This is a genomic window from Haloferula luteola (assembly GCF_014201715.1).
GTDB lineage: Bacteria > Verrucomicrobiota > Verrucomicrobiia > Verrucomicrobiales > Akkermansiaceae > Haloferula > Haloferula luteola.
The window spans coordinates 1-11,686 of sequence record NZ_JACHFD010000027.1 but is presented as its reverse complement, the minus strand read 5'-3'; the positions used below and the strand labels follow the sequence as shown (position 1 = coordinate 11,686).

General features: G+C 58.6%; 14 protein-coding genes. 12 read left to right on the top strand and 2 right to left on the bottom strand.

The features are described 5' to 3' along the window. The first annotated feature begins 51 nt into the window (after positions 1-51). Complete coding sequence (locus tag HNR46_RS17990) at positions 52-852, top strand: hypothetical protein (protein ID WP_184021407.1); 801 nt, start codon at positions 52-54, stop codon at positions 850-852. 40 nt (positions 853-892) lie between these two features. Here HNR46_RS17990 and HNR46_RS21275 read toward each other — a convergent pair whose 3' ends face one another. After that, the gene (locus tag HNR46_RS21275) at positions 893-1,024 is read right to left on the bottom strand and encodes a hypothetical protein (RefSeq protein ID WP_281375612.1); all 132 of its coding nucleotides are present in this window, start codon (positions 1,022-1,024) and stop codon (positions 893-895) included. A gap of 37 nt (positions 1,025-1,061) precedes the next feature. Between HNR46_RS21275 and HNR46_RS17985 the strand changes: the two genes are divergently transcribed. The 6 genes from HNR46_RS17985 (at position 1,062) to HNR46_RS17960 (ending at position 7,328) form a co-directional block, all read left to right on the top strand. Continuing rightward, entirely contained in the window at positions 1,062-1,289 is a 228-nt protein-coding gene (locus tag HNR46_RS17985; protein ID WP_184021404.1) for a hypothetical protein, read from the top strand. 104 nt (positions 1,290-1,393) lie between these two features. Further along, positions 1,394-3,439, top strand: a complete 2,046-nt coding sequence (locus HNR46_RS17980; RefSeq protein ID WP_184021401.1) for a DUF455 family protein — start codon at positions 1,394-1,396, stop codon at positions 3,437-3,439. Positions 3,440-3,677: 238 nt separating this feature from the next. Next, positions 3,678-4,046 carry a hypothetical protein gene (locus HNR46_RS17975; protein WP_221285268.1) on the top strand — a complete coding sequence of 123 codons (369 nt, stop codon included), beginning with the start codon at positions 3,678-3,680 and terminating at the stop codon, positions 4,044-4,046. A gap of 421 nt (positions 4,047-4,467) precedes the next feature. Beyond that, positions 4,468-4,929, top strand: coding sequence for a hypothetical protein (locus HNR46_RS17970; protein WP_221285267.1), 462 nt, complete (start codon positions 4,468-4,470; stop codon positions 4,927-4,929). A gap of 564 nt (positions 4,930-5,493) precedes the next feature. Next, a complete protein-coding gene (locus tag HNR46_RS17965) occupies positions 5,494-6,114 on the top strand; it encodes a hypothetical protein (RefSeq protein ID WP_184021394.1) in 621 nt (206 codons plus the stop codon). Between the two features lie 476 nt (positions 6,115-6,590). After that, complete coding sequence (locus HNR46_RS17960) at positions 6,591-7,328, top strand: hypothetical protein (protein WP_184021392.1); 738 nt, start codon at positions 6,591-6,593, stop codon at positions 7,326-7,328. Between the two features lie 2 nt (positions 7,329-7,330). Here the strand turns inward: HNR46_RS17960 and HNR46_RS17955 are convergent, their stop codons facing one another. Then, positions 7,331-8,206 (bottom strand): IS30 family transposase, encoded by an 876-nt coding sequence (locus HNR46_RS17955; RefSeq protein ID WP_184021472.1) that lies wholly within the window; start codon positions 8,204-8,206, stop codon positions 7,331-7,333. Positions 8,207-8,402: 196 nt separating this feature from the next. Here HNR46_RS17955 and HNR46_RS17950 point away from each other — a divergent pair, with 196 nt between their 5' ends. The 5 genes from HNR46_RS17950 to HNR46_RS17930 all read left to right on the top strand — a co-directional run bounded on the left by HNR46_RS17950 (position 8,403) and on the right by HNR46_RS17930 (position 11,384). Further along, entirely contained in the window at positions 8,403-8,987 is a 585-nt protein-coding gene (locus HNR46_RS17950; protein ID WP_221285265.1) for a hypothetical protein, read from the top strand. A 35-nt stretch (positions 8,988-9,022) separates the two neighbouring features. Continuing rightward, a complete protein-coding gene (locus HNR46_RS17945; RefSeq protein WP_184021387.1) occupies positions 9,023-9,496 on the top strand; it encodes a hypothetical protein in 474 nt (157 codons plus the stop codon). 166 nt (positions 9,497-9,662) lie between these two features. Beyond that, a complete protein-coding gene (locus tag HNR46_RS17940; RefSeq protein ID WP_184021385.1) occupies positions 9,663-10,259 on the top strand; it encodes a DUF4304 domain-containing protein in 597 nt (198 codons plus the stop codon). Between the two features lie 619 nt (positions 10,260-10,878). Beyond that, positions 10,879-11,088 (top strand): addiction module protein, encoded by a 210-nt coding sequence (locus HNR46_RS17935; protein WP_184021383.1) that lies wholly within the window; start codon positions 10,879-10,881, stop codon positions 11,086-11,088. After that, positions 11,052-11,384: a hypothetical protein gene (locus HNR46_RS17930; protein ID WP_221285264.1), complete on the top strand. Its 333-nt coding sequence runs from the start codon at positions 11,052-11,054 to the stop codon at positions 11,382-11,384. The genes HNR46_RS17935 and HNR46_RS17930 overlap by 37 nt, the downstream gene beginning before the upstream one ends. Positions 11,385-11,686 lie beyond the last annotated feature (302 nt).

Sequence of the window (11,686 nt, the reverse complement as noted above, 5' to 3'; positions counted from 1 at the left end):
CGCACCTTGAATTCCCTCGTCTCTCCAAGAACCTCCACCTATCTTCCCATCATGCTTCGAAACTCGGGACTTCTCCTTGCTTTGTGCACCCTTCTTTTTGCTTCCTGCATGGAAGATTCGAAAGTGGTGAAAATCTCCAAAGATGGCTCTGGAATCCTTCAAGAGCGCGATTTTCGCCGGACCTGGGATGAAGAAAAAGATGTCGAAATGCCCAATGCCGAAGAACTTCTCGAGAAGGCCGCCTCCTTGGGTCCGGACGTCACGGTGACCTCAGCGAAAATCAGTCAAAACCCCCGGGGTTGGTTTGGCTATGAAATCGTCTACGCCTTTCCCGACATCAACGATCTCGTCATCCATGCCTCTGGAAAGCAGAATGCAGAAAAGCCCCAAGATGATCTCATTGTGCGCTTCCACATGGAAAACGGACAACTGGAGGCGAACTTCGAAAATCCCCTGTGGACGGCTGCGAAAGCAAAGCCCATCACCGGTACCGATGGCCCCACCATCGATCCCTATGCGGATGCTCCCGGACCCCGGGCCGAGGGCTTGAAGATTTCGTTAGGCCCCTCCATCGATCCCCAGAGTGATGAATGGAAACGCATGACCCGCGGCATGCGCAAAGGCATCTTCATCCAAATCGATGGCGCTTTGAAGGAAACCAATGCTTCCTTCCAGCGCGGTGAACTCTACTCCCTGATGGATTTCGACCTGGGGAAAATGAATGAGAGTGGAGAGCTTGAGAATTTCGACCAACTGAGCCCCGCTAGTCGCGAGGGCATGCAACAGCTGGTCGAAGAGCTCGATGGCTTTCAAGTCGATCTCCAACAACCGGTTCGGTTCGTCTTCGAGTGATACCGCCGCCGAGCGGATCTTTGACTTTCCCATCGGCACTTCAGAAGAGGAAGCGATCGAAAAGCTCGATGGCGATCTTCGCCTCAATGCGCGAACCACCTTGGCCATCGTTGGAGGGGCCGACCGGGATCGATTCAGGGCCGCCAAACTGTCCGGCATTCGCGTCAGCCATTCGCTCATCCACCTCCGACTCGCTTCCACATCTCCAGATGCGTTCCTATTCGACGAATCAAGAATGGGTCCTCGATGACGGCATCCAATCGGAGATGAACCTGGCGGAGATCCGAAAGATTATAGAAGGAAAGCGATCCCCTGTTCGGTCCGCCTCGAAGGATCTCCAGCAATCTCAGGGCGCTTCCAGCGTGGTGCGGGTCGTCTTCTTCCATCGAATCCTGAAAGGTTCTGAGGCAGAGAAAAGGGATGGCGATGAAACCTAGGAACTCTCGTTGATCCTGGTCCGTGCCAAGGATGGAGTTTCCCCTGAAAACAACGGATCGCTTGGCACTTCCGCGTCGTTGGACATGCTCATCCCGTGACCGAAATGCGTGACCTTGCCGAGCGGGTACTTTTCTCCACGACCTTGGAGGAAAAGCTCTCGCCCGGACCGCTTGCTGCCACGGACGATTCCCCCGGGTCGGCCATCGCCTTGCCCGATGCTCCCGGTCGTCCCGTTGAACTGCGCCTTCGTGCTGATGGTGTGAAGGCGGACTTCCCCGGCACCCACCGGCTCGACGATGACCGTGAGCGAGGCATCATGCTCCACTTTCTTGCCAATCATGAACTGCTTGCTGCCGAGTTGATGGCGCTCGTGCTGCTGCGCTTCCCCGACGCACCGAAGGAATACCGCCTCGGCGTTTATGAGGCCATGCGTGAAGAACAGGCTCATGCCCTGATGTATGTTCGCCGCATGCGTGAGTGCGGCATCGCCTTTGGCGAGCTGCCGGTCAGTCACTATTTCTGGCGCATCGTCGCTCCCATGGAGACGCCACTCGACTTCGTCACACGTCTCAATCTCACCTTCGAGCAGGCCAACCTCGACTTTTCCAAGCACTACGCCGGGCTGTTCCGCCAAGTCGGAGACACTGCCACCGCCGCCGTATTGGAGAAAATCCATCTCGATGAGATCGGTCACGTCGGCCACGGGGTGAAATGGTTCCGCCACTGGAAGCAGCGTGGCGAGACCGACTGGGAAGGCTTCCGGCGCTGCCTGTCGTTTCCTCTCACCCCGGCACGGGCGAAAGGTCTCGCACCCTTCAACGCCGAGAGTCGTCGGCTTGCTGGACTCGACGAAGACTTCATCCGACACCTCGAAGTCTGTGAGGCCTCTCGTGGCCGAACTCCGCTCCTCCATTGGTTCAACCCAAGTGCGGAGTCCCATGCCCGCTCCATGGCCATGGGCAAACGTTGGCAACCCGATAAAGTGTCGCTTGCCCTTGAGCACGACCTTGAGGCTCTCATGCTCGCATGTTGCCGTCGCGACGACGCCATGCTCATGCGCCGGCCGCCTTCCGTCGGGCATCTCGGTCGCCTCAAGGCCACTGGGTTCGACCTTCCGGAAATCATCCCGCTCTCCGAAGTCGACCAGTTCAGTAGCGGTCGCAAGCTATCAGGCCTCCGTCCTTGGGCGTGGTCGCCCGATGCCTCCGAAGCGCTCCGTCCGTGGGGCGCTGCCATTGCCCCGGGGATGAATCACCCTTGGCGCTCACCGCTGCCCGCTGAGTGGTTCTCCAAGGCCATCGGCCTCCAGCTCGAATCCTCTCTCGGTCCCGTTCCGGAAACCGGCGAATTGCTCGTCGACGTCGCCGCTATCGACGCCGCCATTTCCCGCCACCTCGACGGCGAAACGCCCAGCCCCACCCGTCAGGCCTTGTTGAAAGCTCCCTTCGCCTGCTCCGGTCGAGGCCACCTGCGAGTGAATGACAACAGCCTCCCAACCTCAACCCGTGGCTGGATCACCAACACCCTTGCTGCCCACGGTGCAGTTGTTGTCGAGCCCTGGCTCGATCGGGTGCTCGACTTCTCCGCCCTGTATGAGGCCAAAGCAGATGGCACGGCCGAGCTCCTCGGCTTCACCGTCATGGAAAACGACCCCGCTGGCCGCTTCCAAGGCATTCGCGTCGCTCCCAAATTTGGCACCCTCTTGAAACCATGGGTCGCAGATTCCGGCTCACAGCCCACGCGAGATGACGGCGATTTGGCCCTGTTTCTTTTCCGCGAGGCGAAGTTTCTCGAACTCTATCAGAAGCAACTCCCTCCGCTCCTCGCTGACCTTCTTCCTGGATATCAAGGCCCGCTGTGCATCGACGCCATGGTCCACCGCCGCGCGGATGCATCACTGGCCTTGAAACCCATCGTCGAACTCAACGTTCGCTTCACCATGGGGAGGCTCGCTTGGGAATGGATGAAACGGAGTGGGAATCGACCATCGCGCCTTCGCCTTTTGCGGAAAGCGGAGATGTCGCTGGAAGAAATCCGTTCCCTTTCAACCGCTTCGGGTAGAATTCTCAACGACCCGGAGCATGCCGAGCTGTTCCTCGCTCATTGGTCATCCTACCCAATGGAGGAAGTTGAAGTCTCATGCTCCTGAGCCACCCGATTCAGGCCCCTCTCGACCCACGACGTTCCCCGCTTCCGCCCTTTCCCGAGCCCGGGGTGCCGGGCCACTACGGGTTCCCGTCCCGCTCCACGGCATCGCGCACCCGTCCCTCCAGCGAACGGATCTCGCCTCCGGCCGCCGCATGATGTTCAGGTAGGCGTTGCGCCGAATCTCCCGGGAGATCGTGCCCGGACTCTATTGGACGTGGACCGCTTTGGGAATCGATACGATGCTAGCTGAGATCGCATTCGACGGAACTGATCTGGGATTTAGTTGGATAGCGTATGTTGCCGTTGGAAGTCTTTTGGCGACGGTTGAATACTGGATTTGGAGTAGCTGGATTCTGAGATTCTTGAAGGGGTGCTATTACTGGGTGTCCGCTCGAGCCTTCTGGATCCTATCGATCTTTCAGCACGCGGCGTGGTTCCTCTGGCTGCACATGGAGAGTGGGCCAGGCCTCGGCTGGGATTGGGCACCGCTTTTCCTCTGGTGGAACGCCAGCATGATCGCCGTCTCAGTGCTTGGGCTGTTTTTGGAGGGAGGCCAGCCTTCACCCCAAAGAATCCAAGCAGAACTAGTCACTGGTGCCGACCGCTAGCCGCGGCCTTGTTGCGAGCTTGCAGCCAGCGCCGGGAGCGATTTGATTGGGGATGCCGGCAGGTGGCTACCCGCGATCGACACAGCTTTGACGTTGTGTTGAACTTTGGAGCACGGTGTTTCGGGGTTGATGATCCTGATGGCGGATGGATCGGGACAGGTCGGAAGCAGCATCGCGTTCGGGCACTCGACCGGTGCTGGCCGAGATGGCGCGGAGCTTCACTGGCGGGCCGCTGACCGGGCGGATAGATTTCTGAAGCACGTCGCTTTGCGGCAGTCTCCCCACGACCTTGGCCAGGCGGCACGACGGTTTCGGGAGCGTTGCGGAGCGAACCGGCAAGGCGACCCACCGCAAAGCACAACAAGGCGAATCAGGGCGACCCCTCACCGCGGCCTTGTCGAAAATCCGAGTTGATGGTTCCATGCAGCAATCAGGACAGCGCCTCCGCCACGAAGGTCGGGTCGCCTGTTCATCGACGTTCGCTGAAGAACTCATGCATTCAACCCAGCAGGACTACAGGCTGATTCCCGACCAGAGGGTTAAAGTCGCTGAGTATCGGTTCTACTGGATCGTTGGCAAAGCGCTTGTAGTGCTCATGCTCGCTCTTTCGACTCCGATGGTGTTTGGTATCAATCAGGACTCTGGCTTCGCGCTCTGGTGGCTTTTCGCAATTCCAGTGATCTTGTTGGTAGCACTCTTCTGGGGAAGTTTTCCGGCGTTTTGTCGATGCCCAGTCTGCAAGAAGAGAATGGTGTCCCGTTCAATGGCAGGGAATGTGATCAAATCGCACAGGTTGTTCGATGAGATGGGACCGAAAAGGCACTACCTGGTTTGTGACCGCTGCAAGCTCTACCTGTTTCTTGGTGAGAGCGAGGCGGGATGAAGCTTTCCATCACTTCCAGAGAAACCAACAAAGCGAACAAGCCGCAGCACCCAACCGCCTGACCCGCTCCGAGTCGAATTTTCACCGTGATTAGAACTCTCAACCCACAGTCAACGCGTGGCTTCCGTCAGGCGGTCGGTGTGCTATGACGTTCTGCTGGAAAAAGAAAGACCCATGAAAAACACACTTGGAAGTATCGGAGTTGGTCTGAAAGCCGCGGCCAAGTCATTCGTGACATCCACGACACGATATCGCGTGGGCGACAATCCTCTGATCTGCCCAGTCTGCGGGCACGACGAGTTCGATCGAAGAGAGATGCTCATGAACACGAGTGGCATGACTTTCATGAATATGGATTGGCTGAATAGTTCCGCGTGCGCCTTGGTTTGTCAGAATTGCAAGCGCATCGAATTGTTCGCAGAGACTCCATCCGGACGGCAGTCGTAGCAGCTCGATCTCCCGCCAAAATCAAATTGCAGAACAAGTCATGAGAGGCAACCGGCGACAATGTCCCTAGTTGAATCGGAGCTTGTCCCGCCGGTGCCTCCACATCAGACGTTCGGCATGAATATGAGAGTCTTCTTCGCAACCACAGTCGCCGGGATGCTGGCCGTTGAGGCCGCCGAGCCAGTAGAGGTATTCTCTCGTGATGATGTTCTAGCGGGAGCGAAGACTCCTACGACCCAGGTGTCCCAGATTGACCCGTTCAACGGGTTTCGGCTTACCCATGAGTGGTCGAATCGTTCTGACGTCGTCCTCAAGATTTGGGAGGCACCGGGCAGGTGGCCAGGGCGCTTTCCGGTGATCGCACAGATTTGGAACGGGACAGATGAATTTGTCCGTGCGGAGGAACTCACACTGCCAGCAGCACGTCCAATTAGGTTCTGGGCATTCACGTTGATGCATAACCCGATCGTCATCAACGTCGAGTGCCAGCATCGCCATCATCCAGATCAGACCGGGATCTACGCTTTTCGGGTTGGGAGGAACCTCGCGACTTCAAGCTACGATTGGCACGAGGGCGGAACGGTCATCATGGCTCCAACCAATCCACTTGAGGACAGGCTCGCAGAAGAAGATCGAAAAGCCGAACAAGGCGGCGCTGGAGAATCCGCTACCCGTTCCGAGTCGGATTCGGTGGGCGACCACAACCCTCAACCTGAATCGGAGGCGCGCTCCCGGTAGCGGATGTGTGGACTTCGACGTTGTGCTGGACTTTGGAGCGCGGTGTTCCGGGGTTGATGATCCTGATGGCGGATGGATTGGGGCAGGTCGGAAGCGGCATCGCGTTCGGGCACTTGACCGGTCCTGGCCGAGATGGCGCGGAGCTTCACCGGCGGACCGCTAACCGGGCCGATAGGTTTCTGAGGCACGGTGCATTGCGGCAGTTTCTCATCGCTATTCTGCAGCGCAGCCCGGGGCGTCGGGTCGGCTACGGGCGGCCAGTCTCCCCACGACCCTGGCCAGGCGGCACGACGGTTTCGGGAGCGTTGCGGAGCGAACCGGCAAGGCGACCCACCGCAAAGCACAACAAGGCGAATCAGGGCGACCCCTCACCGCGGCCTTGTCGAAAATCCGAGTTGGTGGTTCCATGCAGCAATCAGGACAGCGCCTCCGCCATGAGGGTCGGGCCGCCTGTTCATGGACGTTCGGGATAAAATATGAAGCTGACTCGATATCTTCTGAGCTTCGTTGCCGCTTTGCTGGCCGCTACCGCGCAGGCCGAGTCACCGGATTCCGATCCTTTTGCTGTTGATGCGAAGTACTCAGAGCCTCCCTCGAATCCAAATCACTTGGAGCCGCTGCCAGCGTATGATCCAGACGGCTACGATCAGGCCGTTTTTCGGTCACTCATCGGAGACGATCCGGGAGAGCTTTGGATGATCGGCAAGCCAAGCTTCTGTCCGGAGTATGCTGTTATTATCCGCCATGAGGTAGTATACGCTAAATCGGACGATCCGTTTGACCGCAGGATCGAATCGGAGAAGTGGATCGTCGAGCGAGCGGAAGCCAAGAAGCAGATTTGGCAGTGGAAGGAACTCGAGGAAGGCCGATCAGTATTGGACATCAAGGTTACGAAGGATGTGGTCCGGAGCCGAGCTGAGATCACTAAAGAGTTTGCTTCGCAGATGTTCTCGGCATGGCAGTCCGTTTTACAGAGGACGCGCTATCCAGATGAGGATTACCGAGGGCTTGATGGCGCTACCTTCCAGTTCTATTGCCATTACAACCTTTTCGGTGAAGTGTGGACCCCTCAGACAGGACTTCCTCGAATGCTCACCGACCTTGGATTTCAGCTTGCAGAAGTTGCGACAGCCACCGACGAGGATCGTCCAGGTGCTATTGCTAAAAGCGTTGAAATTGCCAACAAGATCTCCACCGAGAATCAAAAACAATAGTTTCAAGTTTGAAGCGCGACAGGAGATAGGCCATCATAGATTTCGTTCGGAGTCCTGAATTTCAGTCGCTTTCGCGGCCGGTTGTTCAGCTTCTCGGCGATCTTTGTGCACTCCCGCTGTGTTAGCCCCGCCAGGTCTTCGCCCTCCGGGAGATACTGCCGGATCAGGCCGTTGGTGTTCTCGTTCGTGCCCCGTTCCCAGGAGTGGTGGGGAGTCGCGAAGTCGATCGTCGTCCCCAGCGACTTCTCCACCCGCTTGTCGTTGTGGAATTCGCATCCGTTGTCCGCCGTGATCGTCCGCACCGGGTTCTGCTCTCCGCTCAGAAGCTTCACGGTCCGCGATCCGGTCTGGACCATCGAGATCCTCTCCAGCTTGCCGATCCGCACTAGGCCGCTGCGACGCTCGCCGATCATCCGCTTTCCCGCCAGCCTCCCGCGGCTGTCGTTGCGGCCATACCTCTTCCGCCGCTGTTTGCGCGCTCCACGCAGGTGCCGCCACAGCGTCCCGCCATGCCGACGGTCCAGCCAGATCCACTTGTAGATCGTTTCCTGGCTCATCGTGCCTCGCCGCTCCAAGCGCATGCGGCCGACCACCTGCTCAGGGCTCAGATCCTCTCTCAGCAATTCCTCCACCGGCTCGAAGTCCCCGGGTCCATACCTCATGTTGCGCCTTGATCGCTTCTGCCGGCCGCTCGCCTTCCAGCACGCGTGGATCGCACGGTAGCCACCGTCATGCGCCGACGCGTTGCGTTTCAGCTCCCGGTAGATCGTGCTCCGGTGCCTGCCCAGCCGCCTTGCGATCTCTTCGACCTTCACGTAAGCTCCGCGCATCGCGGCGATCGCATAACGCTCCTCTTTGCCTATTTGAACGTATTCCACACCGCCTACCTGTCGCACTTCGCTCTTGAATCCAAGGCGCCGAACAAGTTGCAGCACCCAACCGCCTGACCCGCTCCGAGTCGAATTCTTCAGATGATTAGAATCCTTAACCCCGAGTCAATGCGCGGCTGCCGTCAGGCGGTTGGTGTGCTATGACGTTCGCTCTAAATTGAAGACACTCGTTTCAATGCTCGTGGTGCTTCTTGCCTCTTCGTGGAGCGCATACGGCAAGGCATATTTCTTCACGCGGTCTGAGTTGATCGGCAATTCTTCGGCAATAGCGATCGTCGTTGTAGGAGAGCCAGAGCCGGCGAAGCCCGTGGGCGAGAACCGAGATCCTTTCGCGGCTGAGGATGAAGTAGCGTCCGGTGAGGTTGGGACCTATTCGGAGCAGGCCAACGTGCGGGTCGAGAAGGTCCTGAAGGGAGACCTGCCCGACGAATTTGTCCTCTATGGCCATGAATCATTTATCTGCGCTCACTGCCCATTGACGAAGGGGCGGTTCCTCGCATTTCTCAGCAAGGACGGAGAACTGTGGGTGGGCGCGAACTGGCAACTTTCTTTGAGGCCGATCAAGAAGGACCAGGTGGAGTGGTATGTTTCGGAGGAGCAGGGATATCCGATGAAGTTCCAGAAACTGGAGGAAGTCCTTGGGCAAGTCAGCGCAACACTGAAAAGACAAAGCGAACAAGGCAGCGCTGGACAACCCGCTACCCGGTCCGAGTCGGGCTCGGAGGGTGGCGACAAACCTCAACCAGAATCGGAGGGGCGCTCCCGGTAGCGGGTGCCAGGCTCTCGACGTTCGGCAGAAATCTCATGGGCTGCGAAGGCGACGAGAATCTAGACAACGATGCGGCAGCAGACTTGCTGGGCGATATCTCCGATCAGCTCTTCGCTCGGGTTGCGGAGCTGATGCAGCATCCACGCGGCCACGAATATGATAACGAGGAGATTGCAGAGCTGTTCGTTCGGACCGGGATGATCTTCGCACTCCATGAGCGAGGCATGATTCTCAGTGCGCCAGAACAGGGCGAGCTCGGTCGATTGGTCGATCCGTTCATCAAGCGCTGGGAGGAGTATCACCACTCATCGGGACACGGAACGCCTCAGAAGAGACTCGAGTCGATGAGGCTGACATTCCGCCGCCTCGGCGAGGTTCTCAGAGAGGTTCACACTCGCGACGTGTCGCTGGTTCAGCTAGACCCTGGCGAGATCGCTTCCAACCCGCAGGTTCGGGAGGACCTGAACATTTTCGCGAGGTGGGACAACCCATCGGATGTCGATAGGTGAGCCGCACCCCTACCACTACAAACGAAGAAGCCGAACAAGCCGTGGGAGATCGACGCTTAACCGGCGCCTTGTTGCGTTCCGTTCCGTGGGATCGGAGCGCTACCATTTTCCCGACGTGCGGCCTTGAGTTCGCGCGTCTCCACTGAGACGTTATCCCAAAAAAGAGATGGCGACTCCACAGGACATCATTAAGGCGATGGTGTCTGGTCTACATCAGCAACACTTGAAGCCTCTCGGTTTCCGCAAGTCCGGCACCACCTGGATTCGGCCGGGCGAATGGACTCAGGTTATCAACGTCCAACTCTCGAAGTGGAACTCATCCACGGAAGCGCAGTTCACCGTGAATCTCGGAATTTCGTTTGAGGAGCTTCACGCCGCATCGGAAGGGCTCCCTCTCAAGGGCGCACTGAAGGAATACGATTGCGACGTCCGAACTCGAATTGGACAGCAATTCCCTGGCAAGCAGGACAAGTGGTGGCAGGTGACCAAGACCACAGACCCGGATCAGCTAGCCGACGAGGTATTCGCCCGAATCGATCAATTTGGGCTCCCGTGGTTTGATCGCCTCGGCGACTATTCTGCAGTCGCTGGGGAATTCCTGGATCGCAAGATTCCGTTCATGGCAGCGCTTGCCTACCATCTCGGAGGTGATGCAGGGTCAGCAGAGACAGCCATGAGACAAGCTGAGGAAGAATCGAACCAGCACTTCATGCCGAAGCTCAAGCGTCTAGCGACAACACACGGGATACCAATCAATGGATAACATGTCGCTGGTGCCGACCACTAACCGCCGCCTTGTTGCGTTCTTGCTGCCGGCATCGGGAGCTGCTTGATTGGGGATGCCGGCAGGGCGAGTCGCCGTGGCCGGCACAGCTCTGACGTTGTGCTGAACTTTGGAGCACGGTGTTCCGCGGTTGATGATCCTGATGGCGGATGGATTGGGGCAGGTCGGAAGCGGCATCGCGTTCGGGCACTTGACCGGTCCTGGCCGAGATGGCGCGGAGCGTCACCAGCGGGCCGCTGACCGGGCGGATAGGTTTCTGAAGCACTTCGCTTTGCGATAGCCTCTCATCGCTATTCGGCAGTGCAACCCGGGGCGTCGGGCTGGCTGCGGGCGGCGAGTATCTCCACGACCCTGGCCGCACGGCTCGGCGGTTTCGGGAGTGTTGCGGAGCGAACCGGCAAGGCGACCCACCGCAAAGCATAAAAAGGTGAATCAGGGAGACCCCTCACCGCGGCCTTGTCGAAAATCCGTGTTGATGGTTCCATGCGGCAACGAGGACAGCGCCTCCGCCATGAGGGTCGGGTCGCCGGTTCTCTGACGTTGTGCCAGAGGAATTCCCTGCTCGCCGAGTCGCCCGTTGCAAGCTAGCTTCCCGTCCATGAGCATAGCCGAAGTTCGTAACCTCCCCCTCCGCGAGAAGCTCCAGATTCTCGAAGCGATTTGGGAGGACCTGAGCGCCCACGTAGACCGGATGGAGGTCTCCCCGGCGGAGCGCGAATTGCTCGATTCCCGGATCGAACGCGTCCGGAACGGTGAGACCGAAGTCCACGAATGGGACTCGGTGAAGCACTCGCTCGGACGGCGATGATTCACATCCGGATTTCGGGCGACGCGCTCGAGGACCTCAACCAAGGTTTCTGGTTCTACGAGGCACAGGAGCCGGGTCTCGGGGACTATTTTCTCTCTCAGTTGCGGGCGGACATTGATGGATTGAAGATCACTGCGGGGATCCATCGCCAACCCCACAAGCACCTGCATCGGCTGCTGAGTCGCAGATTTCCATACGCAATCTATTACGAGTTCGGATCCGACCAGGCACTCGTCATTGCCATCGTGGATTGCAGGCGCGATCCAGCGTGGATCGAGTCCCACCTCGACAAGTGACCGGTAGAACCAACACAAGGGCCGAACGAGACCGTCGGAAAACCCCTGTTGAGCCGGTCGTTCCGTTGCCTTCGGATGGTGCCGAGTGATGGACGTCGTTTTCGATTTCCGGGCGGGCGTTTCCCTTGCGGGGTCGTGGCGCCTCGTGATGGGCTCCTGTGACGCCCTGCCGGGGCTACGGATGCCGCGGGGCATGCCGGCCTCACCCCGTGGCGGGCTCGCCGGTGCCGTATTCCGGCCGGTAGAGGGCGATCTTGCCGATGTTGTGCATGATGTTCCAGAGGTTCCAGATGACTCCCACC

Coding starts and splice junctions, on each gene's coding strand:
- HNR46_RS17990 (WP_184021407.1), top strand. CDS start 52: ATGCTTCGAAACTCGGGACTTCTCCTTGCTTTGTGCACCCTTCTTTTT.
- HNR46_RS21275 (WP_281375612.1), bottom strand. CDS start 1,024: ATGGCTGACGCGAATGCCGGACAGTTTGGCGGCCCTGAATCGATCCCG.
- HNR46_RS17985 (WP_184021404.1), top strand. CDS start 1,062: ATGCGTTCCTATTCGACGAATCAAGAATGGGTCCTCGATGACGGCATC.
- HNR46_RS17980 (WP_184021401.1), top strand. CDS start 1,394: ATGCGTGACCTTGCCGAGCGGGTACTTTTCTCCACGACCTTGGAGGAA.
- HNR46_RS17975 (WP_221285268.1), top strand. CDS start 3,678: ATGCTAGCTGAGATCGCATTCGACGGAACTGATCTGGGATTTAGTTGG.
- HNR46_RS17970 (WP_221285267.1), top strand. CDS start 4,468: ATGCAGCAATCAGGACAGCGCCTCCGCCACGAAGGTCGGGTCGCCTGT.
- HNR46_RS17965 (WP_184021394.1), top strand. CDS start 5,494: ATGAATATGAGAGTCTTCTTCGCAACCACAGTCGCCGGGATGCTGGCC.
- HNR46_RS17960 (WP_184021392.1), top strand. CDS start 6,591: ATGAAGCTGACTCGATATCTTCTGAGCTTCGTTGCCGCTTTGCTGGCC.
- HNR46_RS17945 (WP_184021387.1), top strand. CDS start 9,023: ATGGGCTGCGAAGGCGACGAGAATCTAGACAACGATGCGGCAGCAGAC.
- HNR46_RS17940 (WP_184021385.1), top strand. CDS start 9,663: ATGGCGACTCCACAGGACATCATTAAGGCGATGGTGTCTGGTCTACAT.
- HNR46_RS17935 (WP_184021383.1), top strand. CDS start 10,879: ATGAGCATAGCCGAAGTTCGTAACCTCCCCCTCCGCGAGAAGCTCCAG.
- HNR46_RS17930 (WP_221285264.1), top strand. CDS start 11,052: ATGGGACTCGGTGAAGCACTCGCTCGGACGGCGATGATTCACATCCGG.